We start from the raw sequence: 26454 nt of genomic DNA on the forward strand, positions 1-26454 counted from the left end.
CAGCATGCGCGCAGCCGCCCCCGCCGGGCACCAACTCGGCACGAATGGAAGCGCATACTGGCCTAGCCCATCCGGCCAACCCGGCGCAGGCGTCCGCCACCGGTACAATGGGCGCTTCCGATTTCTCTCTTCGCCGTCTCCCCATGTCGCTTTATTCCATTACCGGCGCGCAACTCGCGTTCGGTCACGTCGCGTTGCTCGATCACGCGGACTTCTCGCTGGAGGCCGGCGAGCGCGTCGGCCTGATCGGCCGCAACGGTGCGGGCAAGTCGTCGCTGCTGAAGATCGTCGCCGGGCTTGCGAAGCCGGATGACGGGCTGATTACGCGTCAACAGGAGCTCGTGACCGTCTACGTGCCGCAGGAGCCCGAATTCGAACCAGGCGCGACGGTGTTCGACGCGGTGGCGTCTGGGCTCGCGCATACGCGCGAGGTGCTCGAAGAGTACGATTCGATCGCGCACCGCCTCGCGGAAACGCCGGAAGGCGCCGAGCACGACGCGCTGCTCGCGCGGATGAACGCGCTGCAATCGACGCTCGACGCGCACGATGCGTGGAACTGGCGCACGCGCGTGTCGATGACGCTCGCGCAGATCGGCCTGACGGACGGCGACGCGCAAGTCGACGCGCTGTCGGGCGGGATGCAGAAGCGCGTCGCGCTGGCGCGCGCGCTGGTGCTGCAGCCGGATGTGCTGCTGCTCGACGAACCGACCAACCACCTCGACTTCGACGGTATCCGCTGGCTGGAAGAACTGCTCGTCGCGCAGCGCGCGGGCCTGCTGTTCATCACCCACGATCGCGCATTCCTCGATCGCGTCGCGACGCGCATCGTCGAACTCGATCGTGGCCGGCTGCTGTCGTACCCGGGCAATTTCTCCGCGTACCAGACGCGCAAGGCGCAGCAGCTCGAAATCGAACGCGTGGAAAACGAGAAGTTCGACAAGCTGCTCGCGCAGGAGGAAGTGTGGATCCGCAAAGGCGTCGAGGCGCGCCGCACGCGCAGCGTGGGCCGCATCGCGCGGCTCGTGCAAATGCGCAACGAGCGCGCGGAGCGCCGCAACGCGCAAGGCAACGTGAAGCTCGACGTCGCGCAGGGCGAGAAGTCAGGCAAGATCGTCGCGGAGCTGACTGACGTGACGAAGCGCTATGGCGACCGCACGGTCGTGGATACGTTCTCGACGACGGTCATGCGTGGCGACAAGATCGGATTCGTCGGCCCGAACGGCGCCGGCAAGACCACGCTGCTCAAGCTGATCCTCGGCGAGCTGAAGCCCGATGCCGGCACGGTGCGCACGGGCACGAACCTGCAGGTTGCGTATTTCGACCAGATGCGCGCGCAGCTCGACCAGGAAAAGAGCCTCGCCGATACGATCAGCCCCGGCAGCGAATGGGTCGAGATCGGCGGCGTGCGCAAGCACGTGATGAGCTATCTCGGCGACTTCCTGTTCGCGCCGGAACGCGCGCGCTCGCCGGTGAAGTCGCTGTCGGGGGGCGAACGCAACCGGCTGCTGCTCGCGCGCCTGTTCGCGCGCCCGGCCAACGTGCTGGTGCTCGACGAACCGACCAACGACCTCGACATCCCGACGCTCGAACTGCTCGAAGAGCTGCTGGCCGACTACGACGGCACGGTGCTGCTCGTCAGCCACGATCGCGCGTTCCTCGACAACGTCGTCACGTCGGTGATCGCGGCCGAGGGCGACGGCAAGTGGCGCGAATACGTCGGCGGCTTCACCGACTGGCAGATCCAGAGCGAGCGTTCGCAGCAGATCGCGCAGCAGGAAGCGGCGAAGCGCGCAGTCAAGGAAGCGGCGCCGGTCAAGGAAGACGCGGCGAAAAGCGCAGCCGGCCGCAATGCACAGCGCACGGTGAAGCTGTCGTTCAACGAGCAGCGCGAACTCGACGCGCTGCCGGAAAAGATTGCCGCGCTCGAGGAAGAACAGAAAACGATCAACGCGCAACTCGAGGACGGCTCGATCTTCGCGAAGGATCCGCAAGAAGGCACGCGCCTGACCGAGCGGTTCGCGGCAATCGACGACGAATTGCTCGCCGCGCTCGAGCGGTGGGAAACGCTCGAGGCGAAGCGCAAGCCGGTCTGACGCCCGGCGCCGGCCGCGCACGCCGGCGCGCCGTTCGGCCGCCCCGCTCGGCGGGCGGCGTTCGACGATCTCGACGATTCGGCGATGTTGCGATGGCACGCCACGCGGAACCAGTAAAATACCGCGCGTCCCGGGCCGCGCTGCGCACGCTGCGCGCCCGCTTTCGGAGCAGTCCACGCACACCGTTGTTTCGATTCGCTTTTTTACGGAACTCAACGTTTTGTCCACGACGTTATCCACACGAGATGTGGAAAACGTCCCGATGAATGACGAAATTCAGCGCCTATGTCAACGAAGAAGCCCAGCGCGGCCTATAGCGAAGCATCGATCAAGGTGCTCAAGGGTCTCGAGCCGGTCAAGCAGCGGCCCGGCATGTACACCCGTACCGAAAACCCGCTGCACATCATTCAGGAAGTCATCGACAACGCGTCGGACGAGGCGCTCGGCGGCTACGGCAAGCAGATCACGGTCACGCTGCACGCCGATCAGTCGGTGTCGGTCGAGGACGACGGCCGCGGCATTCCGTTCGGGATGCACCCGGAGGAAGGGGTGCCCGTCGTCGAGATCGTATTCACGCGCCTGCACGCGGGCGGCAAGTTCGACAAGGCGGCCGGCGGCGCGTATACGTTCTCGGGCGGCCTGCATGGCGTCGGCGTGTCGGTCACCAATGCGCTGGCGACGCGCCTTGACGTGACGGTCTGGCGCGACGGCAAGATCGCCGAACTCGGCTTCGCCGACGGTGACGTCGTAAAGCCGCTGGTGACGCAGGCCGCGGGCCGCGGCGAGAAGAAATCCGGCACGCGCGTGCAGGTGTGGCCGAATCCGAAATACTTCGACTCGCCGAACCTGCCGCTTGGCGAACTGCAACGGCTGCTGCGCTCGAAGGCCGTGCTGCTGCCGGGCGTGGAAGTCGTGCTCGTCAACGAGAAGACCGGCGAGCGCCAGACGTGGAAATACGACGACGGCCTGCGCGGTTATCTGCTCGACGAGATGAACGGCAGCGAGCTGCTGATTCCGCTGTTCGAAGGCGAGCGCTTTGCCGATGCACGATCGGCCGACGAAACCTTCGCCGAAGGCGAGGGCGCGTCGTGGGTCGTCGCGTGGAGCGAGGAAGGCTCGCTCGTGCGCGAGTCGTACGTGAACCTGATCCCGACTCCGGCGGGCGGCACGCACGAGTCGGGCCTGCGCGACGGTCTCTACCAGGCGGTGAAGAGCTTCGTCGAACTGCACAACCTGCAGCCGAAGGGGGTGAAGCTGCTCGCGGAAGACGTGTTCGCGCGCGTGTCGTTCGTGCTGTCCGCGAAGGTGCTCGATCCGCAGTTCCAGGGGCAGATCAAGGAACGCCTGAACAGCCGCGACGCGGTGAAGCTGGTGTCGTCGTTCTCGCGTCCGGCGCTCGAACTGTGGCTGAACCAGCACGTCGAGCACGGCAAGAAGCTCGCGGAACTCGTGATCAAGCAGGCTCAGGCGCGCACGCGCGCGGGCCAGAAGGTCGAGAAGCGCAAGAGCTCGGGCGTCGCGGTGCTGCCCGGCAAGCTGACCGACTGCGAGACGGAAGATATCGCGCGCAACGAACTGTTCCTCGTCGAGGGCGACTCGGCGGGCGGCTCCGCGAAGATGGGCCGCGACAAGGAATATCAGGCGATCCTGCCGCTGCGCGGCAAGGTGTTGAACACGTGGGAAACCGAGCGCGATCGCCTGTTCGCAAACAACGAGGTGCACGACATTTCGGTCGCAATTGGCGTCGATCCGCACAGCCCGGACGACACCGTCGACCTGTCGAACCTCCGCTACGGCAAGATCTGCATCCTGTCGGACGCGGACGTCGACGGCTCGCACATCCAGGTGCTGCTGCTCACGTTGTTCTTCAAGCATTTTCCGCAGCTGATCGAACGCGGCCACGTGTACGTCGCGCGCCCGCCGCTGTTCCGCGTCGACGCGCCCGCGCGCGGCAAGAAGCCCGCGCAGAAGCTCTACGCGCTCGACGAAGGCGAACTCGAGGCGACGCTCGACAAGCTGCGCAAGGACGGCGTGCGTGAAACGCAGTGGAGCATCAGCCGCTTCAAGGGGCTCGGCGAAATGAGCGCGGAGCAGCTGTGGGACACGACGATGAACCCCGACACGCGCCGCCTGATGCCGGTCAAGCTCGGCGAGCTCGACTACGAGGCGACGGTCGCGCGGATGACGATGCTGATGGGCAAGGGCGAGGCAGCCGCGCGGCGCGGCTGGCTCGAGGAAAAGGGCAACGACGTCGAAGCGGATATCTAAGCCGGGAATCCGCGCGGCCGGGCATCGCGCCCGGCCCGGCCTCATGTCAGTTACGAATACGGAATACAGATGGACGACAATACTTCCGATCTCTTCGCCGGCTCCGACGCACCGGACACCGATGCGCTGACGCTCGGCAACTACGCGGAGCAGGCGTACCTCAGCTACGCGGTCAGCGTCGTGAAGAGCCGCGCGCTGCCCGACGTGTGCGACGGCCAGAAGCCGGTGCAGCGCCGGATCCTGTTCGCGATGAACGAAATGGGCCTCGGCCCCGACGCGAAGCCGGTGAAGTCGGCGCGCGTGGTCGGCGACGTGCTCGGTAAATACCACCCGCACGGCGACCAGTCGGCGTACGACGCGCTCGTGCGTCTCGCGCAGGACTTCTCGCTGCGCTACCCGCTGATCGACGGGCAGGGCAACTTCGGCTCGCGCGACGGCGACGGCGCGGCGGCGATGCGGTATACGGAAGCCCGGCTCACGCCGATCTCGAAGCTGCTGCTCGACGAGATCGACCAGGGCACGGTCGACTTCATGCCGAACTACGACGGCTCGTTCGAGGAGCCGAAGACGCTGCCGAGCCGCATGCCGTTTGTGCTGCTGAACGGCGCGTCGGGCATCGCGGTCGGCCTTGCCACCGAAATCCCGTCGCACAATCTGCGCGAGGTCGCGGCGGCGGCAGTCGCGTTGATCCGCAATCCGAAGCTCACGCACGCGGAGCTGATGAACCTGATCCCCGGCCCGGACTTCCCGGGCGGCGGCCAGATCATCTCGAGCGACGCTGAAATCGCGGCGGCTTATGAAACCGGCCGCGGCAGCCTGAAGGTGCGCGCGCGCTGGAAGATCGAGGATCTCGCGCGCGGTCAGTGGCAGCTGGTCGTCACCGAGCTGCCGCCGAACACGTCGGGCCAGAAGGTGCTCGAGGAAATCGAGGAACTGACCAACCCGAAGCTCAAGCTCGGCAAGAAGACGCTGACGCCCGAGCAGCTGAACACGAAGAAGGCGATGCTCGACCTGCTCGACGCGGTGCGCGACGAGTCGGGCAAGGAAGCGGCGGTGCGGCTCGTGTTCGAGCCGAAGTCGCGCACGATCGACCAGACGGAATTCGTGAACACGCTGCTCGCGTACACGAGCCTCGAATCGAACGCGACGCTGAACCTCGTGATGATCGGCGCCGACGGCCGGCCGGGCCAGAAGGGGCTGCTGACGATTCTCGACGAGTGGGTGAAGTACCGCCAGCTGACGATGACGCGCCGCTGCCGCCATCGTCTCGCGAAGGTCGACGATCGGATCCATATCCTCGAAGGGCGGATGATCGTCTTCCTGAACATCGACGAGGTGATCCGCATCATCCGCGAGTCCGACGAGCCGAAAGCCGCGCTGATCGGCGCGTTCGGCCTCACCGACCGCCAGGCGGAAGACATCCTCGAAATCCGTTTGCGCCAGCTCGCGCGGCTCGAGAAGATCAAGATCGAGAAGGAGCTCGAGGCGCTGCGCGACGAGAAGGCGAAGCTCGAAGAGCTGCTCGCGAACGAAAGCGCGATGAAGCGGCTGATGATCAAGGAGATCGAGGCCGACGCGAAACAGTACGGCGACGATCGCCGCACGCTGATCCAGCAGGAAAAGCGCGCGACCTTCGAGGCGAAGGTCGTCGACGAGCCGGTTACGGTGGTCGTGTCGCAGAAGGGCTGGGTGCGCGCGCTGAAGGGCCACGGCCTTGATCCGGCCGGCTTCTCGTTCAAGGCCGGCGACAGCCTGTACGCGGCATTCCAGTGCCGCACGCCCGATCGCCTGATCGCGTGGGGCAGCAGCGGGCGCGTGTATTCGGTCGACGTGTCGGTGCTGCCGGGCGGCCGCGGCGACGGCGTGCCGGTCACGTCGCTGATCGAGCTCGAATCGGGCTCGCACCTGATGCATTACTACGCAGCGCCGGCCGATCAGCAGCTGCTGCTCGCGTCGAGCAACGGCTTCGGGTTCCTCGCCAAGGTCGGCGACATGGTGAGCCGTGTGAAGGCCGGCAAGTCGTTCATGACGATCGATGCGGGTGCGGTGCCGCTTGCGCCGATGCCGGTGCTGCCGAATGCGACGCAGGTCGCGTGTCTGTCGAGCGGCGGCCGCCTGCTGGTGTTCGGGATGGACGAGATGAAGACGCTGTCCGGCGGCGGCCGCGGCGTGATCCTGATGGCGCTCGACGACAAGGAAACGCTCGTGCAGGCGCTCGCGATCGACCCGGCCGGCGTCGTGCTGATCGGCACGGGCCGCGGCGGCAAGGTGCAGGACGAAACGCTGTCGTATGCGGGGCTCGCGCCGCACATCGGCAAGCGTGCACGCAAGGGGCGTGCGCCGGAAACGAAGCTGAAGGTCGTCAACGAGCTGCGTCCGCTCCTCGGCTGACGCCGCGTCCGGCCGCTGCTGCCGGCATCGAAGGCCGCGCGTCCGCTTCGGCGGCGTGCGGCCTTCGTCTTTCTCGCGACGTATTGCGGCGAGCGACGGTGGCGCCGTCGTACGGAACTTGCAAAATATTGTGAAATGCCGCCAGGTCCCTGAACCGAGCGGCAGCGGGTCGGTCGAACGTCGCTCGAGACCGCGCACGACGCGGCCGATCGTTGCCTTCAACCCATAACAGGATTGCCGCCATGTCCCACGCTGTTGCCGTCGCGCTGTTTCTTCATCTGCTGGCCGTCGCCGTGTGGGTGGGCGGGATGGTCTTCGCGAACTTCTGCCTGCGGCCGGCGTTGTCGGACCTGACGCCACAGCTTCGGCTGCCGCTGATCGAGGGCGTGTTCGGCCGCTTCTTCAACTGGGTGTCGGGCGCGGTGATCGTGATCCTGCTGTCCGGCGGGTTCCTGCTCACCGCGTTCGGCGGCGCGCATGCAACGTGGTCGCTGCATGCGATGGCCGGGCTCGGTGTCGTGATGATGCTGATCTTCGGTCATATCCGCTTCGCGCTGTTCCCGCGGATCCGCCGTGCGGTGCAGGCGCAGAACTGGCCGGACGGCGCGCGCGCCGTGAATACGGTGCGCCTGCTGGTGGTCGTCAATCTCGTGCTCGGCGTCGTGACGATCGGCGCGGCCGTGCTGTCGCGCGGCTTCTGAGTGCCGGTTCGTTCCGGGGCCCGGCGCCGATCGGCGCCCGCGGCCCGCGCGATGTCGCGCGCCGCTACGCGGCCAGCATCGCGTCGAGCAGCCACGCGCCGGCCGGGCCGAGCGGCCGGTTGCGCGACCACACCGCGTCCACGCGCACGCGGCGCGGCCAGCCTCGCGCGCGCAGCTCGCTCAGGCGATCGCGCGCGAAGTGCTCGACCATCCAGCGCGGCAACTCGGCCCACCCGAACCCGAGCACTGCCATCTCCAGCAGCATCAGATAGCTCGGCGCGAGCCAGCGCTGCGTGCCGACTACGATCCGGTCGTCGGCGGTCTGGTCCTCCGGTTTCACGTACGTAATCAGACGCAACTCGCGTGCATCGCGCAGCGCCGCATGCGGCACTTCGGCGTCGCCGTATTCGGCGAGCGCGTGCGTGCGGCCCACGAACAGGCCGATCTCCGATTCCTCCGCGACCGTTGCCGCACCGATATCGGGCGGGTAGGCCGCGCGCGCGGCCATCAGCCCGAGTTGCGCGCGGCCCTGCTGGATCAGGTCGAGCACGTCTTCGTGCTCGGCGATCTGGCATTCGAGCTCGAGCGCCGGAAAGCGCTGCTCGAGCGCCATCAACGTTTCCTCGTAACGCTTCGACTGGTACGTATCGGACACCACCAGCGTCAGCCGCGCTTCCTCGCCCTGCGCGAGCCGTGCGGCCGTGCGGTCGATCGCGGCGCCGGCCTCGAGCGCGCGCTGCACCTGCGGCAGCAGCGCGCGGCCGGCATCTGTGAGCGTCGGCGTGCGCGTCGACCGGTCGAACAACTGGACGCCGAGATCGATCTCGAGATTCGCGATCGCCTCGGACACCGTCGACTGGCGCTTGCCCAGCTTGCGTGCGGCGGCCGTGAACGAGCCGAGCAGCGCGGCTTCGGCGAATGCAACCAGCGCTTCCGGAGCATGGCGCATAGGGTGAGCCTCATCGCGTTATATCGGTAAAACCGATGATAACAAACTGGATGCGCGCAGTTACACCGATCAGAATGACGGCATCGTTCGTGTCAAGCGCGAACTGCACATGAATCGGAGGGAACGATGAAACATGCGAACAAAACGGTGACAGAACGCCTCGTCCATGCGCTGACGTTCGAGCTGCTTGCGATCGCGCTGTGCGCGCCGATCGGCGCGTGGCTGCTCGACATGCCGGTGTCGCACGTCGGCGTGCTGACGGTGATGGTGTCGCTGATCGCGATGGCGTGGAACATGACGTTCAACACGCTGTTCGATCGCTTTGAACGGCGCGCGGGCCTCACGCGCACGCTCGGCATGCGGATCGCGCACGCGGTCGTATTCGAGCTCGGCCTCGTCGCGATGGTGGTGCCGCTCGCCGCGTGGTGGCTGAACGTGAGTCTCGTCGAAGCGCTGCTGCTCGACCTGGGCATCGTGCTGTTCTTCCTGCCTTACACGTTCTGCTTCAACCTCGCGTACGACGCGCTGCGCGCCCGGTGGATCGCGCGCCGCATCGCGGTGCAAGCTGGCTAAGGAGCATGCGGCCGCGGTCAACGCGGGCCTGTGACGGCGTGCGCGGCTGTGCCGCTGCGTGCGCCTGCGACCGGCCTCAGTGCGCGACCGCCCACAGCCACGCGCCGCACGCGATTGCGACCGCGCCGTAGACCGCATACACGGGCAGCCTGAAGCGCGCGAAACACAGCGTCGCGAACGCGCCCGTGAGCCAATAAACCGGATCGGCCGGCTCGCGGTGCAGGATCTTCACCACGGCGACGACGAGGAAGCCGGTCGTCGCCGCGCGCAACAGCCGCATCCCGTGCTCGAAGCGCGAATGGCGCTTGAGCCGGAACAGATGGTGCTGCGCGAACACGACGAGGCACCCCGACGGAATGAACAGCGCAGCGGTTGCGAGCAGCGCGCCGATCCAGCCGTCGGTCAGGTAGCCGAGAAACGGCACGACGTTCAGCAGCGGGCCGGGCGACACCGGCGACAGCGCGAACGCGAGCGTGAAGTCGTGATCCGAGATCCCGGTTGCCGGCGACACGAACAACGCCTTGAGCACGGGCAGCGCCGAGAAGCCGCCGCCGAACAAGGTCATGCCGGCGCCGGCGAGCCGTGGCCATAGCAGCGTCATCTGATAGTTGCCGGGCAGCGGCAGCGCGAACAGCGCAACGAAGATCGCCAGCAGCACGAGCAGCCTGCGGTCGCGCTTCGCCAGCCTCACGTCCACCGCATCGTATTGCGGTGGGCCGGTGAGCCAGCCCGCTGCAAACGCGGCGAACAGAATCCCGACGAAAGCGGCCGGACTATGTGCGAAAGCGAGCAGAATCGTCGACAACGCGGCGATCACCTGTTCGAGCCGCGTGCTGGCGAGCGTGCGCAGCTGCTTGATCCACGTGACGCCGATCAGCGCGGCCAGCACCATCCCGAAATGGTTGATCAGTATCGGCGCGGCGAGGGAGCGCACGATCGGCGTGCGATAGAACATCGCGAACAGCGTCATCAGCACGAAGAACGGCAGCACGCTCGCAATGCCGGCGACCCATGCGCCGATGCGGCCGTGCAGCGCCTGGCCGACCTGCACCGCGACGTTGCAGCCGACCGGGCCGGGCACGAGCCACGCGAGTGCGACGAAATCGGCGAATACGTGCGGCTCGATGCGTTGCAACCGGTCGACGTAGTGGCGTTCGAGCTGCGCCATCATCGACAGCCCGCCCCACGACATCGCGGAGATGCCGGCGACGGCCTTGAACAAGGCCCACAGGGAAGCCTGCGTGTGTTCGACACGTTCGGCCGCTTGAACTTCGACGGTTGTCATGATGGTGCAGTTGGCGCAGGGCCGGTCTCGCGCATAGGAACGTGGCGGCGGTCCGCCGACACGATGGCCCTCCCGATTGTCCGCCGCGCATCGTGACACTGCCATGCGCGAAAACGCTAGTTAATGAACTAAACGATCGGCGTGGAACCCGAAACAATCGGTGAGCTACGCAACATGGGCCGGCGAGGGCGGCGCGCTCAGTCGCCCGTGCTGCCGGTCGCGCGGTGCGGGAGGACGTTCGGCCGGTCGCCGCGCACGCCGAAGCGCTCGATCAGCGCGGGGATCGCGTCGGCCGGCACGGGGCGCGAGAACAGGAAGCCTTGCGCCTCGATCTCGCCGAGCGCGGACAGCCACGCAATCTGCTCCTCGGTTTCGGTGCCTTCGACGACGACGGTCAGCCCGAGCGAGCGGGCGAGATGCACGATCGACGACACCATTACGCACACGCTGCGATCGTTCGGGATCGCCTGCACGAACGAGCGGTCGACCTTCAGCGTATCGACGGAGAACCGGTGCAGGTACGACAGCGACGAGTAGCCGGTCCCGAAATCGTCGAGTGCGATCCGGATGCCGAGTTTCTTCAGCGCGACGATCTTTTCGGACACGAGCTCCGGATACTCCATCATCGCGGTCTCGGTGATCTCGATCTCGAGTCGGTTCGCGTCGATGCCGGTGTCCAGCAATGCCTGCGAAATCGTCTCGATCAGGTCGCCGCGCCAGAACTGCACCGGCGAGATGTTGACCGCGAGCGTCAGCGTGTCGTGACCTTCGTCGCGCCAGCGCGCGATCTGCTCGCACGCGGTGCGGATCACGAAGTCGCCGATCGGCACGATCAGGCCCGTCGATTCGGCGATCGAAATGAATTCGTTCGCGGAGATGATGCCGTGCTCCGGGTGGTCCCAGCGCGCCAGCGCCTCGAAGCCGGTAATCGTGCGGTGCGCGAGATCGATTTTCGGCTGGTATGCGAGGAACAGCTGCCCTTCGGCGAGCGCGACGCGCAATTGCTGTTCCCAGCGCATCAGGTGATCCGCTCGGTGCGACAGGTGCGGCGCGTAGAACTGATAGCAGTTCTTGCCCGCATCCTTCGCGCTGTACATCGCCAGGTCGGCCTTCTTCAGCAGGTCGATTTCGCTTTCGTTTGCGACGGTATGCAGCGCAATGCCGATGCTCGCATGCAGCACGAACGAACTGCCGCGCACGTCGAACGGTTCGCCGAACATCCGGATGATCGCTTCCGCGAGCCGCACCGCGCGCCGTTCGACGTCGTCGCCCTTCATCACGACCACGAATTCGTCGCCGCCGATCCGCGCGAGCGAACCTTCGTCGCCGACGGCATCCGACAGGCGCGACGCGGTCATCTGCAGCACGATGTCGCCGGCGTTGTGGCCGAGCGTGTCGTTGACGGTCTTGAAGTTGTCGAGGTCGATGAACAACAGGCCGAGCCGCGACAGGCTCGTCGGCATCGACACGTCGTTGCGCAACCCGCGCAGCGTCGCGTAGCGGTTTGCGAGGCCGGTCAGCAGGTCGTATTCGGCGAGCTGCGTCATTTCGCGCTCGCGGCCGAGCAGCTTGCCGATCAGCCCCGTCGCGACGCCGAAGAACGCGAGCATCGCGAGCGTGATGAAGCTCGTCATCAGCAGGTAGACGTTGCGCGTGTGGTAGTAGTCCGCGAATTCCTCGGACTGCGACAGGCCGACCATCACCGCGAGCGGGTAGCCGTCGAGGTGGCGGTACGACACGATGCGCGTGACGCCGTCGATCGGATCGGTGATCGTGCCCGTCACACGCTCGGCGATCGGGTAGACGCCCGACGCGGAGAACGCGCCCGGCGCGTTGCTGACCGATCCGGTGCGCCGCGCGAGCACGGCGCCCGTGTCGGACACCACGGCGATCACGCCTTCCTTGCCGATCGCCGCGTTGTTGTAGAAGTCGTTCGTGAAGTAACTCGGGTCTTCGGACACGACGACGACGCCTGCGAAGCTGCCGTCGGGGTTGTTCAGCCGGCGCGTCATCTGCAACGTCCAGTGGCTCGATACGCGGCCGAGCACGGGCTTGCTGATGTACAGGCGGTCGTCGTTGTGCGCGAGGTGGACTTTGAAGTGCTCGCGGTCGGACAGGTTGATCGGCTGCGGATGGAGCTCGGCCGTGTTCGCGAACAGGATGCCTTTCGCGTTGACGAGCGAAACCTGAATCAGCGTGTCGCTCGGCACGACGCCTTTCTCGACCGCGCTGGCGAGGTTGAAGTGCGCGGGCGACTTCTCGAATTCGAACTTGACGAAGCGCGTGATCTGATCGACCTGATGGATCGCCTTGACCGTGTGCTGCTCGAGCGCCGACGACAGGATTGCCGCAGACGCCGCCGCTTCCTTGTACGCGCTGTCCTTTTCGACCGACAGCCGCGCGATGATCACCGCCCACAGCAGCGCAAGCGCCAGCATCCCGAGCAGCGGGATCGCGAACAGCGCGCGCCGGCGCGACTTGCGTGGCGCGCGCAGCGGCCGGGTCGGCGGCGTGTGGTTTGACCGGGCGGAACTCATCGAAGAGGGCGGGTCCTGCTCGCGTGCGCCTTCCCCTGTCGGGGATCGGCTGTGGTTGGGGTCGCACCGGCGTCTGTTCGTTCGCGGGATGCGCAACCAAGGACAGACCCGCCGAAGCGACGGATTAGGCCCGATATTACTGGCTGGAACGTTTTTGCGATAGCCGGGGGAATCGTAGGGCGCCGGCCGGGCCGGCGCGTACGCCGCCCCGACGTCAGGCGGGCGCCTGGAACGTGCCGTCGACGACCGTCACGACGTGGCCGCCGATCCAGATCGTGCCGTCGTCGTCATAGCGGACGGCAATGCGGCCGTCGCGGCCGATCGCCGTGCCCTGGCGGACGGTGTACGACGGGCCGGGACGCCGCTGCTGGCGGCTCAGCAGTCCGGCCAGCGCGGCGTTCGCGCTGCCGGTCACGGGGTCCTCGCCCGTGCCGAAGCCGCCGCCCGTCATCAGGCAGCGGATTTCGAACGTCGCGGGGCCGCCGTCGGGGTGGGGCGCGTACACCGCAAGGCCATGCGTGCCGTAGCGGTGCGTGAGCGCGTCGAGCGCGGCCGGATCGGGCGCGAGCCCGACGCAGGCGTCGGCCGAGGTGAGCCGCACGACGAGCCACGGTGCGCCGTTGTCGACCGCGCACGGTTCGGCATCCGGATCGAATGCGTCGCTACGCAACGCGGCTGCGAGTGCCGGGTAGTCCGAACGGTCGAGCGGGGTGAACCGGGCCGGCGGCGCGGCGAACGCCCAGCCTTCGGCTTGTTCGCGCAGTTCGACCCGGCCGACCCCGCACTGCTGGATCAACCGGCCCGGCGTGCGCGGCCGCGCGCCGCTTTCGACGAACGCATGCGCGGTGCCGAGCGTCGGGTGGCCGGCGAACGGGAGTTCGCCGCCCGGCGTGAAGATCCGGACGCGGTAGTCGGCGTCCGGATCGCTCGGTGTGCACAGGAACGTGGTTTCCGACAGGTTCGTCCAGCGGGCGATTGCGAGCATGTCGTCGTCGCCGAGCGCGTCGGCGTCGAATACCACGGCAAGCGGGTTGCCCTTGAACGGGACCGACGTGAACACGTCGACCTGCTTGAAACGGACGCGGCGGCCGGTCATCGGGCGCGTTACGCGACTTCGGCGATCAGTTCGATCTCGACGCACGCGCCGAGCGGAATCTGCGCGACGCCGAACGCCGAACGCGCGTGCTTGCCCGCGTCGCCGAACACTTCCGCGATCAGTTCCGATGCGCCGTTCGTGACGATGTGCTGTTCGGTGAAGTCGAGCGTCGAGTTCACGAGGCTCATCAGCTTCACGATGCGCGTGACCTTGTTCAGGTCGCCGGTGTGCGCGTGCAGCGTCGCGAGCAGGTCGATCGCGATCGCGCGCGCGGCGGCCTTGCCGTCTTCCGTCTGCAGGTCGGCGCCGAGTTTGCCGGCCCAGACCTTGCCGTCCTTCTTCGCGATGTGGCCCGACAGGTACACCGTGTTGCCGCTCTGCGCGCTCATGACGTAGGCGGCGGCCGGTGCGCCGGCGGTCGGGAGCTCGATGCCGAGCGACTTGAGTTTGTCGTAGACGTTAGCCATGCGTTCGATTCCTCGTTGAGAGTCGTGACAGGAAAAAGGGGCTCACAGACGTTCGCGCAGCAGCTTGCCGAGGCGCGCGACGCCTTCCTCGATCTTCTCCGGCGGCACCGTCACGAACGACAGGCGCAGCGTGTTCTGTTGCGGGTCGTTTGCGAAGAACGGCGCGCCCGGCACGAAGGCGACATGATTCGCGACCGCGGCTTCGAGCAGCTTCATGCTGTCGATCTGCGCGGGCAGCTTCACCCAGATGAACATGCCGCCCTCGGGACGATTCCACGTGACGCCTTCCGGCATGTGGCGTGCGAGCGACGCGAGCATCGCGTCGCATTGCGCGCCGTACAGCTGGCGGATCGTCGGAATGTGTTCGTCGAGGAAACCGTCCTTGATCACCTCGTGCGCGATACGCTGCGTGAGCGTCGGCGTGTGCAGGTCGGTAGCCTGCTTGGCCTGCACCAGCTTGAAGTGCAGTTCCTCGGGCGCGATGATGTAGCCGATCCGCAGGCCCGGCGCGAGCACCTTCGAGAACGTGCCGAGGTGCACGACGTGGTCGGGCGCCATCGACAGCATCGTCGGCAGCGGCTCGCCCTGGTAGTTCAGCGCGCCGTACGGATCGTCTTCCAGCACCGGGAACGGGCTCGACTGCGCGAACGCGGCGAGCGCGCGGCGGCGCTCGACGGGGAGGCGGCGGCCGGTCGGGTTCTGGAAGTTCGGCTGTGCGTACAGCAGCCGCGCGCCTTGCGTGAGCTCGGGCGTGAGGCCTTCGGGCAGCAGGCCCTGTTCGTCGGTCGGCACCTGCACGTAGCGCGGCTCGTACAGCGAGAACGATTGCAGCGCGCCGAGATAGGTCGGCGTTTCGACGAGGATCGGGCTCGTCGGATCGATCAGCGCCTTGCCGAGCAGGTCGAGCGCCTGCTGCGAGCCGGTCGTGATCAGCACCTGCGACACGCGCACGCGGTAGCGCTCGGCGATCCATTCGCGCAGCGGCAGGTAGCCTTCGGTCGCGCTGTACTGAAGGGCGGCGGCGGGCGCATCGCGCAGCACGCGGTCGGCAGCGTCGCGCATGCGTTCGGCCGGGAAGGTCGCCGGTGCGGGCAGGCCGCCTGCGAACGAGATGACCTCGGGGCGTTCCGTGACCTTCAGGATCTCGCGGATCGCAGAGCTCGTCAGCTTGCGGGCGCGTTCGGAAAGCTGCCAGTGCGGCGGATGCAGGTCGCTCGGATTCATAGTCTCCTCGTTCGGATATCGTGGTGAGTCAAGAAAGGTCGATCAGGCCGATTGCGTCGCCGCGGCCGGGTGGGCGTACGGGAGTGCGATCGGGCCATCGCGGCCGGGTGGGCAAAACCGTTCAGGCAAAACGGACATTATGGCGCACCTCATCAGCCGGCGCGAGCGGGATGCGGGCCGGCGGCCACCGCCGAGCGTCGGCCCAGCATCACGGTCGCGATCACGGCAGCCGCGAACAGCCATGTGGACGGCGTGACCGTCTCGCCGAACAGCAGCGCCGAAAACGCGATCGTGAAGAAGATCTGCAGCAATTGCACCTGGCCGACGCGTGCTGTGCCGCCCATCGCGAGCCCCGCATACCACGCGAAAAAGCCGATGAATTGCGAAAAAAGGGTCACGTAGCCGAACGCGAGCCACGTGCGCAGCGCGAGCGGCGCAGGATGCGCGGCGTGCTGCATCCATGCGAGCCAGCCGACCGGCAGCACGAGAAACGGCGCGGACACGACGAGCGCCCAGCAGATCACCTGCCAGCCCCCGATCTGGCGTGCGAGGCGCGCACCTTCCGCATAGCCGAGTGCGCCGATGCCGACCGCGATGAGCATCAGCGCGTCGCCGGCCTGCACGGTGCCGCCGCCGTCGCGCAGCGCGAACGCGATCACGAGCGCGCTGCCAGCGAGCGCGCTCGCCCAGAATGCTCTCGACGGCCGCTCGTGCGACAGCCACGCCGCGTACAGCGCGACGAACAGCGGCTGCAGCCCGTTGACGACCGCACCGTGCGACGCCGGCACCGTCTTCATCGCCCACGCCGAAAACACCGGGTACGCGACGATCACGCCCGCCGACACGACGGCGAGACTTTTCAGCTGCGCGCGGGTGGGCAGGCGTTCACGGCGCCACCACAGCAGCAGGCCGGCCGGCACGGCCGCGGCGAGCGCACGGCCGAGGCCGTTGAGCAGCGGATTGAGTTCGGAGACGACGATGCGCGTCATCGGCAGCGTCAGGCTGAAAATCATCACGCCGATGAGGCCGAGCAGCATGCCCCGGGTTTCGCGCGAGTTCATGTATGGGTGTCTCCGTGTTGCCGGGTTCGGGTAATCGAGAGGCGGCCGCGCGTTCAGCGCAGCGTACGCGCGCCTTGCGGCGTGTCGAATTCGGCGACGAGCGCCGGTGCGGCGTCGCCGGTCTCGACGTCGAGCAGATGGCCGGCGCCGAGCCAGTCGAGCTGCTCGCGGATCACGTCTGCGCGCGGATGGCTGCCCTTGAACGACTTTAGCGCGACGCCGTTGTCCGGCAGCGAATCGGCCGGATGGCGTGCGCTGTCCCACTGGATCAGCGACGGCAAGAGGCCGTCGCCGGCGCCTTGCCACGCGGGAAACGCGCCGTCGTCGGGCACGGTCAGCCCCCAGCTCAGATCGCCGCGCCGCATCGCGACGACCGGCGCGATGCGGGCCGGGTACTGGCGCTGCCACCGCGCGAGCTGGCGCGGGCGGTCGACGCGGGCGACCCAGTGCGCGAGGAACGGCCCGTCGGCGAGCCGCGCGTGAATTGCCGGGTCGTCGAGGCCGAACAGCCGCGCGCGGGGCGCGGGCGCGTCATCGTTCGCGGCCGGTGCGTCGGGATCGACCGCAATCACTTCGAGGTATAGCCCGCCCCACGCGCCGAACAGCGCGTTGTGCGTGCGCATCAACGGATGACTGCCGCCGCCGGCCGGTTCGATGCCGAGCGCGTCGGCGACATGGCGCACGCCTTCGTCGAGCGTGCGGGCTGCGATCACGAGATGGTCGAGGGTCAGGAAGCGGGATGGCATGAACGTCGGTCGGGAAGCGAAAGTGTCATGGTGGCGTGCGATACGCGCGGCGGCTGCCCGGCCGGCCGGGACCTCGGCCGCGGACCTGTGCCGAAAGGGCCCGCGCCTCATGCGGCAAGGCCGGACCGGCGGCCGCACGATCGCCATTGCGGTCAACTGTAATCGTCGTTACCGGCACAGTAACGGTACAATCGCCGCGATAGCCTTCGGTACAGTTGGAGCCGCCGCCCATGTCGACCATGTCCACCGTTCCTCTCGCGCAGATCCCCGTGCCGCACGATACGGCCACGCTCACGCTCGTCGACCAGCTCGTTCAGTGGGCGCGGCGCCGGATCGACGAACGCGTGTTCCGCCCCGGCATGCGGATGCCGTCGATCCGCAAGCTCGCGCTCGACAAGAGCGTATCGCGCTTCACCGTCGTCGAGGCGTACGAGCGGCTCGTCGCGCTGGGGTATCTGGATTCGCGGCGCGGCTCGGGCTTCTACGTGCGCGAGCGTACGGCCGCGGGCCCGCAGCCGGCCGACAGCGTGGCGCGCGTGGGCGAGGCTGCGCCGGTACACAACACGATCGACGTCGTGTGGCTGCTGCGCAACATGCTGCACACCGTCAGCCCCGAAAAAGGGCCGGGTCTCGGCTACCTGCCGGGCCGCTGGCTCGACGGCGAACTGATCACCGGCGCGCTGCGGGCGCTCGGGCGCCAGGCGGGCGCGCAGATGCTCGGTTTCGGCACCGCGCAGGGCTTCCTGCCGCTGCGTCAGCAACTGCAGACGCGGCTCGCGGAAGTCGAGATCGGCGCAAAGCCGGAGCAGCTCGTGCTGGTGTCGGGGATCACGCAGGCGATCGACCTGATCTCGCGGATCTACGTGCGGCCGGGCGACGCGGTGATCGTCGGCGATCCCGCGTGGTTCCAGATGTTCGGCCGCTTCGCCGCGCAGGGCGCGCAGCTCGTCGGCATGCCTTATACGCCGGACGGCCCCGATCTCGACGCGCTGGAAACACTCGTGCAGATGTGGCGGCCGAAGATGCTGGTGATCAATTCCGTGCTGCAGAACCCGACCGGCACGTCGCTGTCGGCCGCGCAGGCGTTCCGGATCCTGAAGCTCGCGGAGGCGTACGACTTCCTCGTCGTCGAGGACGACGTGTACGGCGACCTGTGCCCGCCGAGCTATCCGGCCACACGCCTCGCAAGCCTCGACCAGTTGAAGCGCGTGATCTACCTCGGCAGCTATTCGAAGACGCTCGCGGCGAACCTGCGGGTCGGCTATGTCGCGTGCGCGCCGGAGATCGCGAAGGCGATCACCGACCAGAAGATGCTGGTCGGAATGACCACGCCGGAGCTCAACGAGCGCGTGCTTTACAAGATCCTGACCGAAGGGCACTACCGGCGCCACGTCGAGCGGCTGCGTGCGCGGCTCGACGGCGTGCGCGACAAGACTGCGCGGATGCTCGAGCGCACCGGGCTGCGGCTTTTCACGATGCCGGCGGCCGGGATGTTCCTGTGGGCCGACACCGGCGTCGATTCGGACGCGCTCGCGGCCGCCGCGCACGAGGAGGGATTCTTGCTCACGCCGGGGAGCCTGTTTTCGCCGCAGCAGTCGCCGTCGACGTGGACGCGCTTCAACGTCGCGAACTGCGGCGATCCGGCGCTGGCGCCATTTCTCGCGCGCTATATCGAGTCGGCGGCGCGGCGCGCGTCGTGACGGCGGGCGGCACGGCCGCCACTTGAAATCGCGTCGCCCGTCCCCATATGCCGGCGCAAACCGCTTGCGCCAGGCGGTTGTCCTTGACGGGCGCCGGCATCGCGCGCCGGCCGCCTGCGCCACACCATTCAAGTTCAAGTAAGAGGAAACAGCATCCATGGCACACGAAACGATGAGCTTTCAGGCAGAGGTCAAGCAGCTCCTCCACCTGATGATTCATTCGCTCTACAGCAACAAGGAAATCTTCCTGCGCGAACTGGTGTCGAACGCGTCCGACGCGGCCGACAAGCTGCGTTTCGAAGCGCTCGCGGACAACGCGCTGTACGAGAACGATCCGAACCTGCGCATCCGCATCGGCTTCGACAAGGCCGCGCGCACGATCACGATCGAGGACAACGGCATCGGCATGAGCCGCGACGAAGCGATCGCGAACCTCGGCACGATTGCGCGTTCGGGTACCAAGGAATTCTTCACGAAGCTGTCCGGCGACCAGCAGAAGGACGCGGCGCTGATCGGCCAGTTCGGCGTCGGCTTCTACTCGGGCTTCATCGTCGCCGACAAGATCACCGTCGAGACGCGCCGCGCCGGCCTGCCGGCGAACGAGGCCGTGCGCTGGGAAAGCGCGGGCGAGGGCGACTTCACGATCGATGCGATCGAGCGCGCGCAGCGCGGCACGACGATCACGCTGCACCTGCGCGACGGCGAGGATGAACTGCTGTCGTCGCATCGCCTGAAGTCGATCATCCAGAAGTACTCCGATCACATCGCTCTGCCGATCCTGATGCGCAAGGAAGAATGGGATCAGGAAAAGGGCGAGATGGTCCTGAAGGACGAGGACGAGACCGTCAACCAGGCGAGCGCGCTGTGGACGCGTGCGAAGAGCGACATCACCGACGAGCAGTACACGCAGTTCTACCAGCACATCGCGCACGACCACCAGGATCCGCTCGCGTGGACCCACAATCGCGTCGAAGGCCGCAGCGAATATACGCAGCTGCTGTTCGTGCCGGCGCGCGCGCCGTTCGACCTGTGGAACCGCGACTACCGCGGCGGCCTGAAGCTGTACGTGAAGCGCGTGTTCATCATGGACGATGCCGAGCAGCTGCTGCCGCAATATCTGCGCTTCGTGAAGGGCGTCGTCGATTCGGCCGACCTGCCGCTGAACGTGTCGCGTGAAATCCTGCAGGAAAGCCGCGACGTGAAGGCGATCCGCGAAGGCGTGACCAAGCGCGCGCTGTCGATGCTCGAGGAGCTGGCGAACGCGGAAGACGATGCCGGCAAGGAGAAGTACAAGACGTTCTGGAGCGCGTTCGGCCAGGTGCTGAAGGAAGGCGTCGGCGAGGATCACGCGAACCGCGAGCGCATCGCGAAGCTGCTGCGCTTCGCGTCGACGCACGGCGACACCGACGCGCAGGACGTGTCGCTCGCCGACTACGTGTCGCGGATGAAGCCGGAGCAAAGCAAGATCTACTACGTGACCGCCGATACGTGGCAGGCCGCGAAGAACAGCCCGCATCTGGAAGTGTTCCGCAAGAAGGGCGTCGAGGTGCTGCTGCTGACCGATCGCGTCGACGAATGGATGCTGTCGTTCCTGCACGAATTCGACGGCAAGCCGCTCGCGAGCGTGGCCCGCGGCGACCTCGACCTCGGCGAGCTGAACGACGAGGAAAAGAAGGCGCAGCAGCAGGCGGGCGAGGCGATCAAGCCGGTCGTCGACAAGATGAAGGAAGCGCTCGGCGACAAGGTGAAGGAGGTGCGCGTCACGTTCCGCCTGACCGATTCGCCGTCGTGCCTCGTCGCGGACGACAACGACATGAGCGGTTACCTGCAGCGGATGCTGAAGGCGGCCGGCCAGAACGCGCCGGCGATGCAGCCGATCCTCGAGATCAATCCCGAGCACGCGCTCGTGAAGCAGCTGAACGCCGACAGCGCCGATTTCGGCGACTGGTGCCATCTGCTGTTCGACCAGGCGCTGCTCGCCGAAGGCGGGATGCTCGACGATCCGGCCAGCTTCGTGAAGCGGACCAACGCGCTGCTGCTGTCGCGCACGGCGTGAACGCGCGGATGCGATTCGACGGAGCACGGGCCGGCTGGCGCGACACGCCGCGGCCCGGCTGCACGCTCGACCAGCGCGACTGGCTCACGCGCGGCGGATCGCTGACCGCGCATCTCGCGCGGCTCGGCAGCGTGAGCGTGCGTGTGACGCGCGAGGCCGTCGACGGTCCGTGGTTCGACGAACCCGACGCGCTCGGCAGCGCGCCGCGCGCGCCGATGTGGGTGCGCGAGGTGATTCTGTCGGTCGACGGCACGCCGTACGTCGCCGCGCACAGCATCGCACCGCTCGCGGCCAGCAAGGGCGTGTGGCAGGCGATGCGCCGGCTGCGCACGCGACCGCTCGCCGAGCTGCTGTACAGCGATCCGCAGGTCGAGCGCTCGGCGCTCGTCAGCCGGCGCGTGATCGCCGGCCATCCGCTGTATGCGCTCGCGTGCCATGCGTTGCGGGGCGAGCGGGCGCCGCACGCATTCGCCGCGCGGCGCTCGGTGTTTCAGCGGCACGGCGAGCCGCTGATGGTCACCGAATGCATGCTGCCCGCACTGTGGCGTCATCTCGACGCGCACGGTGACGGGCCGCGCTCGTGCGGGCCACGCGGAGAACGGTGATGCTGCAAGGCTTTCCGCCAGTCGTCGCCGCGCATACGCATACGATGATCCTCGGCAGCTTTCCCGGCGAGGCGTCGCTCGATGCCGCGCAGTACTACGCGCATCCGCGCAATCAGTTCTGGCGGTTGTTGGGCGCGGTGCTCGGCGAACCCGGGTTGCACGAGCTTGCGTACGATGCGCGGCTCGAACGCGTGCTCGCGCGCGGCATCGGCATCTGGGACGTGCTCGATGCATGCCATCGCGAAGGCAGTCTCGATTCCGCGATCCGCAACGCGAAGCCGAATGACTTCGCGTCGTTGCGCGAACATGCGCCGTTGCTGAAGAAAGTGTGTTTCAACGGGAAGACGGCGGGGCGCTTTGCCAGTGTGATCGGCGAGGCAGGGTACGAGACCCTCGTGCTGCCGTCGTCGAGTCCGGCGAACGCAATGCTGTCGTTCGAGCAAAAGCTCGAGCATTGGCGCCGAATCGTGCTTTGATCGTCCGGCGCTCAGGGCAGCAGCGGCGGCCAGCGCGTCGGAAAGACTGGAACCACGGCTGTCGTCCGGCTGCGAACACGATTTCGACGTGCCCCTCTGCTTGCGACCGGCGATCGCGCCCGACGACAATTGGCCCGGTCGCGTCCAAGCTTCGCCACAGATTCGAGCATTTTCGTCTTGCTCGCCCCGCGAACTCCCGCGCGGCATGTTCGACCGCTTCGACTGAGGGCAGTGCCGACGAATCGCAACGGCATGGGCTTGCGTGCCGCGTTGAAGCTCAATCGTCGTTGCCCCATCGCCAGCGAGGTTTCTCGCCCTTGAGCCAGCACACCGCAGTCAGCAGCGCGACCAGCACCGCGATGCACGCGGCGTAGGCAAGCGGCGAGCGTTGCGGCGGCGCGAGCCACGCGCACGCGATGACGCCGATCGCGAACAGCAACAGCACGACCCAGCCTTGCCACGCGACCGGCAACCCCCATCCCCACCCGTAGCGTTTCGCCGGGAACCAGATCTTCTTGTCGTTCGACGTCATGTGATTTTCTCGCGGTCAGGGGAAGTCGCTTTCTCGTCGCGCACGCACTGCGAGGATATCAGGTGCAAGTCGCGCACATGGCCAGCCGGCGGAGAGCGGGTGCGCGTACCGTGGCCCGGAGCGTCACCAATGCTATCCTCTCGTCCGCTCATCCAGGCCGATTCAGCCTGCTCCAGTGTCACCCAGCGAGATTCATCATGACCCGACTGATCAAGCGCGCGTCCGCCGAGGCGCGCGCGTTCAAGCAACGCCAGCCGTCCGCGTACAACGGTTCCGACAAACTGCAGCCGCCGCGCGTGAAGCGCCGCCCGGAGATCGGAGAGCACGACGACATGCCCGTCCTCGACGCGCCGCGCAAGCCGCGCTTCGCGCCGGTCACGTTCTCGGAAGAACGCGGCGTGCGCTTCCTGCACTTCGGCACCGAGTGGGTGCAGGGCGCGATGCGCATCTCGAAGCCGTTGCACATCGAGCTCGAATACGCGCAGCAGATGATGGCGTGGCTGCTGTTTCTCGAAACGCCCGCGCGAATCGTGCAGCTCGGGCTCGGCACCGGCGCGCTGACGAAGTTTTCGCACCGCTTCCTGCCGCATGCGAAGGTCGAGGCAGTCGAGCTGAATCCGGCCGTGATCGTCGCCGCGCGCACGATGTTCGCGCTGCCGCCCGACGACGACCGCCTCGTCGTGCACGAAGCCGACGCATGGGACTTCGTCAACGACCCGGCCAACCGCGGCACGACGGGCGTGCTGCAGATCGACCTGTACGATGCGACCGCGCGCGGCCCCGTGCTCGACAGCGTCGCGTTCTACCGCGCGGTGCGCGGCTGCCTCGCGGATGCCGGCATCGCGACGATCAACCTGTTCGGCGACCATCCGAGCTTCGTGCGCAACATGAAACATCTGAACGCGGCGTTCGATCATCGCGTGATCGCGCTGCCGGAAGTGCACGACGGCAACCGGATCGCGATCGCGTTCTCCGGCCCGTCGCTCGACGTGTCGTTCGCACAGCTTGACGCTCGCGCGAAGCTGATCGAGGACACGCTGAAGCTACCCGCTCGCAAGTGGGTGAAAGCTTTGAAAGAAACGACGGGTGCGCGCGACGCATCGTTCGCGATCTGACGCTCATGCGCCGGCCGCATGCCGGTGCAACCGCGCGATCAGGGGCGGATCACCTCGGGTTCGCCCCCGCTTGACCGTGCGCGCGCGGCTCCTATACTGGCGCGAAGCCAGGGGAGCCGCAGCTTACCCGTTTTGCCGCTCCTCTCGCCGCCGTACCCGCTCAACAAGATCGATAACCGGGAAAGATGAGGAGACGTCATGGCTCACGATGCCGACGCCAATCGGGCCGCCAAGCGCTGGCTCTGGCTGCTGGTGCTGCCGCTGATTGCGATGGTCTGGGTGCCGTCGTACAGCAAGATCGAACCGCAATGGCTGGGATTTCCGTTCTTCTATTGGTATCAGCTGCTGTGGGTGTTCATTAGCGCGGTGATCACCGCGTTCGTGTACTACAAGACCAAGAACGCGTGGAAGTCGGGCGGCACGCGCGGAGGTGCTCAATGAATCTCGGCGCCACCTTCGTCTTCGTCCTGCTGTTCATCGGCGTCACCATCCTCGGCTTTCTCGCCGCGAACTGGCGGCGCGGCGACCTCGCCCACCTCGACGAATGGGGCCTCGGCGGCCGCCGCTTCGGCACGATCGTCACGTGGTTCCTGCTCGGCGGCGACCTCTACACGGCGTACACGTTCGTCGCAGTGCCCGCGCTCGTGTTCGGCGCCGGCGCGATGGGCTTCTTCGCACTGCCGTACACGATCCTGATCTACCCGTTCGCGTTCGTCGTGTTCCCGAAGCTGTGGAGCATCGCAAAACGGCACGGTTACGTGACGGCCGCCGACTTCGTCAACGCACGGTATGGCAGCCGGATGCTCGCGCTCGCGATCGCTGTGACGGGCATCCTCGCGACGATGCCGTACATCGCGTTGCAGCTCGTCGGTATCGAGGTCGTGATCGGTGCGCTCGGATTCGACACGACCGGCTTTGTCGGCGACCTGCCGCTGATCATCGCGTTCGCGATCCTCGCCGCGTATACGTACACGTCGGGGCTGCGCGCGCCCGCGATGATCGCGATCGTGAAGGACATCCTGATCTACATCACGATCGCCGCCGCGGTCATCGTGATCCCCGCGAAGCTCGGCGGGTTCGGGCACATCTTCTCGACCGTGCCGCCCGCGAAGCTGCTGCTGAAGGCGCCCGATGCGATGAGCCTGAACGGCTACAGCGCGTACGCGACGCTCGCGATCGGCTCCGCGCTCGCGCTGTTCCTGTATCCGCACTCGGTCACGGCGATCCTGTCGTCGTCGTCGGGCAACACGATCCGCCGCAACATGGCGATGCTGCCCGCGTACTCGTTCGTGCTCGGCCTGCTTGCGCTGCTCGGCTACATGGCGCTCGCGTCCGGCGTGAAGGACATGCCGCAGTACGCGCCGTACTTCAAGGCGTTCGGCCCGAACTTCGCGGTGCCCGCGCTGTTCCTCAACTACTTCCCGTCGTGGTTCGTCGGCGTCGCGTTCGCGGCGATCGGCATCGGCGCGCTGGTGCCCGCGGCGATCATGTCGATCGCGGCGGCGAACCTGTACACGCGCAACATTCATCGCGAGTTCGTGAACCGCAACATGACGCACGACCAGGAGACGCACGTCGCGAAGCTCGTGTCGCTGATCGTGAAGGTCGGTGCAGTCGCGTTCATTCTCGGCTTGCCGCTCACGTACGCGATCCAGCTGCAACTGCTCGGCGGGATCTGGATCATCCAGACATTGCCGGCGATCGTGCTCGGCCTGTACACGCGCGTGCTCGACCACCGCGGCCTGCTCGCAGGCTGGGCGGCCGGCATCGTGTGCGGCACGTGGATGGCGATCTCGCTGAAGCTGGCCGGCTCGATCTTCACGATCCACCTGTTCGGTCTCGCGATTCCCGGCTACGCGGCCGTGTGGTCGCTGATCGTGAACCTGGTGGTGTCGATCGTGGTGAGCGTGCTGGTGCGCGTGATCGGCATGGCGCATGCGGAGGATCGCACGCGTCCGGAGGACTATCTCGACGTCGTCGAGAGCTGACCGGCGCGCGCGGCGCGGTCGCCAGCCGCGTGGCGAACGCCGTGCGGCAAAGAAAACGCCCGTCACTGCGAAGTGGCGGGCGTTTTCGTTTGCGTCAGCCTTGCGCGCGTTTCGCGAGTTCCTCGCGTTGCGACAGGTCCTCGACGTTGACCATCCAGTGCACGCCGAAGCGATCCTTTGCCATCCCGAAGCCGAGCGCCCAGAACGTCTTGCCGAACGGCATCGTCACTTCGCCGCCGTCGGCGAGCGCATTGAACAGCCTCTGTCCTTCGTCGACGGTTGCCGGATTCAGCGACAGCGAATAGCCGGCGTGCGCGGCGCCGGCCGGCTGGCTGCAGTCGCCGTCGGAGCACATGATCATCGACTCGCCGATCTTGAAGCTTGCGTGCATCACCTTGTCGGCCATTTCCGGCGCGATCGGGTAGTCCGGGTTCGGCGGCGCATCCTTGAAGTGCATCTTGAACATCGTCTTCGCACCGAGCGCCTTTTCGTAGAACTGAAGGGCTTCTTCCGCGCGGCCGTAGAACGTCAGATACGGTTCGACTTGCATCGTTGTCTCCTGTGGACCGGGCCGGCGGGGCTGCGCCGGCT

General features: G+C 67.0%; 22 protein-coding genes. 12 read left to right on the plus strand and 10 right to left on the minus strand.

The features are described 5' to 3' along the window. The first annotated feature begins 107 nt into the window (after positions 1-107). The 4 genes from KDW55_RS26765 to KDW55_RS26780 all read left to right on the plus strand — a co-directional run bounded on the left by KDW55_RS26765 (position 108) and on the right by KDW55_RS26780 (position 7453). Complete coding sequence (locus tag KDW55_RS26765) at positions 108-2093, plus strand: ATP-binding cassette domain-containing protein (RefSeq protein WP_200884720.1); 1986 nt, start codon at positions 108-110, stop codon at positions 2091-2093. A gap of 285 nt (positions 2094-2378) precedes the next feature. Continuing rightward, positions 2379-4361 carry a DNA topoisomerase IV subunit B gene (gene parE / locus KDW55_RS26770; RefSeq protein ID WP_209820833.1) on the plus strand — a complete coding sequence of 661 codons (1983 nt, stop codon included), beginning with the start codon at positions 2379-2381 and terminating at the stop codon, positions 4359-4361. A gap of 69 nt (positions 4362-4430) precedes the next feature. Next, positions 4431-6752, plus strand: a complete 2322-nt coding sequence (gene parC / locus KDW55_RS26775; RefSeq protein WP_069241615.1) for a DNA topoisomerase IV subunit A — start codon at positions 4431-4433, stop codon at positions 6750-6752. A 242-nt stretch (positions 6753-6994) separates the two neighbouring features. Further along, positions 6995-7453 carry a CopD family protein gene (locus KDW55_RS26780; protein WP_069241614.1) on the plus strand — a complete coding sequence of 153 codons (459 nt, stop codon included), beginning with the start codon at positions 6995-6997 and terminating at the stop codon, positions 7451-7453. A 64-nt stretch (positions 7454-7517) separates the two neighbouring features. On the opposite strand, the gene KDW55_RS26785 is transcribed toward KDW55_RS26780, so the two are convergent. Next, positions 7518-8402 (minus strand): LysR family transcriptional regulator, encoded by an 885-nt coding sequence (locus KDW55_RS26785; RefSeq protein WP_069241613.1) that lies wholly within the window; start codon positions 8400-8402, stop codon positions 7518-7520. Positions 8403-8528: 126 nt separating this feature from the next. Between KDW55_RS26785 and KDW55_RS26790 the strand changes: the two genes are divergently transcribed. After that, positions 8529-8975: a multidrug/biocide efflux PACE transporter gene (locus KDW55_RS26790; RefSeq protein WP_040141322.1), complete on the plus strand. Its 447-nt coding sequence runs from the start codon at positions 8529-8531 to the stop codon at positions 8973-8975. A gap of 76 nt (positions 8976-9051) precedes the next feature. Here the strand turns inward: KDW55_RS26790 and KDW55_RS26795 are convergent, their stop codons facing one another. The 7 genes from KDW55_RS26795 to KDW55_RS26825 all read right to left on the minus strand — a co-directional run bounded on the left by KDW55_RS26795 (position 9052) and on the right by KDW55_RS26825 (position 17391). Beyond that, positions 9052-10260 carry a chromate transporter gene (locus KDW55_RS26795; RefSeq protein ID WP_040141320.1) on the minus strand — a complete coding sequence of 403 codons (1209 nt, stop codon included), beginning with the start codon at positions 10258-10260 and terminating at the stop codon, positions 9052-9054. A 197-nt stretch (positions 10261-10457) separates the two neighbouring features. Then, positions 10458-12797: an EAL domain-containing protein gene (locus tag KDW55_RS26800; RefSeq protein WP_040141318.1), complete on the minus strand. Its 2340-nt coding sequence runs from the start codon at positions 12795-12797 to the stop codon at positions 10458-10460. Between the two features lie 214 nt (positions 12798-13011). After that, positions 13012-13893 (minus strand): PhzF family phenazine biosynthesis protein, encoded by an 882-nt coding sequence (locus KDW55_RS26805; protein WP_040141317.1) that lies wholly within the window; start codon positions 13891-13893, stop codon positions 13012-13014. A gap of 8 nt (positions 13894-13901) precedes the next feature. After that, complete coding sequence (locus tag KDW55_RS26810) at positions 13902-14360, minus strand: RidA family protein (RefSeq protein WP_039319604.1); 459 nt, start codon at positions 14358-14360, stop codon at positions 13902-13904. Between the two features lie 42 nt (positions 14361-14402). Next, complete coding sequence (locus KDW55_RS26815) at positions 14403-15584, minus strand: PLP-dependent aminotransferase family protein (protein ID WP_212161763.1); 1182 nt, start codon at positions 15582-15584, stop codon at positions 14403-14405. A 152-nt stretch (positions 15585-15736) separates the two neighbouring features. After that, positions 15737-16645: a DMT family transporter gene (locus KDW55_RS26820; protein WP_059546344.1), complete on the minus strand. Its 909-nt coding sequence runs from the start codon at positions 16643-16645 to the stop codon at positions 15737-15739. 53 nt (positions 16646-16698) lie between these two features. Then, positions 16699-17391, minus strand: coding sequence for a VOC family protein (locus tag KDW55_RS26825; RefSeq protein ID WP_069241610.1), 693 nt, complete (start codon positions 17389-17391; stop codon positions 16699-16701). A 239-nt stretch (positions 17392-17630) separates the two neighbouring features. Here KDW55_RS26825 and KDW55_RS26830 point away from each other — a divergent pair, with 239 nt between their 5' ends. From KDW55_RS26830 to KDW55_RS26845, 4 genes are all read left to right on the plus strand, one after another. Further along, positions 17631-19091: a PLP-dependent aminotransferase family protein gene (locus tag KDW55_RS26830; protein ID WP_209821742.1), complete on the plus strand. Its 1461-nt coding sequence runs from the start codon at positions 17631-17633 to the stop codon at positions 19089-19091. A gap of 157 nt (positions 19092-19248) precedes the next feature. Then, positions 19249-21147 (plus strand): molecular chaperone HtpG, encoded by a 1899-nt coding sequence (htpG, locus tag KDW55_RS26835; protein WP_040144761.1) that lies wholly within the window; start codon positions 19249-19251, stop codon positions 21145-21147. 8 nt (positions 21148-21155) lie between these two features. Next, entirely contained in the window at positions 21156-21752 is a 597-nt protein-coding gene (locus KDW55_RS26840) for a chorismate lyase (protein WP_069241986.1), read from the plus strand. Next, positions 21752-22228 (plus strand): DNA-deoxyinosine glycosylase, encoded by a 477-nt coding sequence (locus KDW55_RS26845; protein ID WP_059546349.1) that lies wholly within the window; start codon positions 21752-21754, stop codon positions 22226-22228. Before KDW55_RS26840 ends, KDW55_RS26845 begins: the two co-directional genes overlap by 1 nt. Before the next feature lie 277 nt (positions 22229-22505). Here KDW55_RS26845 and KDW55_RS26850 read toward each other — a convergent pair whose 3' ends face one another. After that, complete coding sequence (locus tag KDW55_RS26850; RefSeq protein WP_040144758.1) at positions 22506-22760, minus strand: hypothetical protein; 255 nt, start codon at positions 22758-22760, stop codon at positions 22506-22508. A 197-nt stretch (positions 22761-22957) separates the two neighbouring features. Between KDW55_RS26850 and KDW55_RS26855 the strand changes: the two genes are divergently transcribed. From KDW55_RS26855 to KDW55_RS26865, 3 genes are all read left to right on the plus strand, one after another. Further along, a complete protein-coding gene (locus KDW55_RS26855; protein ID WP_212198108.1) occupies positions 22958-23875 on the plus strand; it encodes a spermidine synthase in 918 nt (305 codons plus the stop codon). 198 nt (positions 23876-24073) lie between these two features. Beyond that, positions 24074-24316 (plus strand): DUF3311 domain-containing protein, encoded by a 243-nt coding sequence (locus KDW55_RS26860; RefSeq protein WP_059546352.1) that lies wholly within the window; start codon positions 24074-24076, stop codon positions 24314-24316. Continuing rightward, positions 24313-25863 carry a sodium:solute symporter family protein gene (locus KDW55_RS26865; RefSeq protein ID WP_040144755.1) on the plus strand — a complete coding sequence of 517 codons (1551 nt, stop codon included), beginning with the start codon at positions 24313-24315 and terminating at the stop codon, positions 25861-25863. Before KDW55_RS26860 ends, KDW55_RS26865 begins: the two co-directional genes overlap by 4 nt. 94 nt (positions 25864-25957) lie before the next feature. On the opposite strand, the gene KDW55_RS26870 is transcribed toward KDW55_RS26865, so the two are convergent. Continuing rightward, positions 25958-26413 (minus strand): VOC family protein, encoded by a 456-nt coding sequence (locus tag KDW55_RS26870; protein ID WP_040144754.1) that lies wholly within the window; start codon positions 26411-26413, stop codon positions 25958-25960. Positions 26414-26454 lie beyond the last annotated feature (41 nt).

Origin of the sequence: Burkholderia sp. AU19243 (assembly GCF_018148075.1) — a bacterium.
GTDB classification, from domain to species: Bacteria; Pseudomonadota; Gammaproteobacteria; order Burkholderiales; family Burkholderiaceae; genus Burkholderia; species Burkholderia latens_A.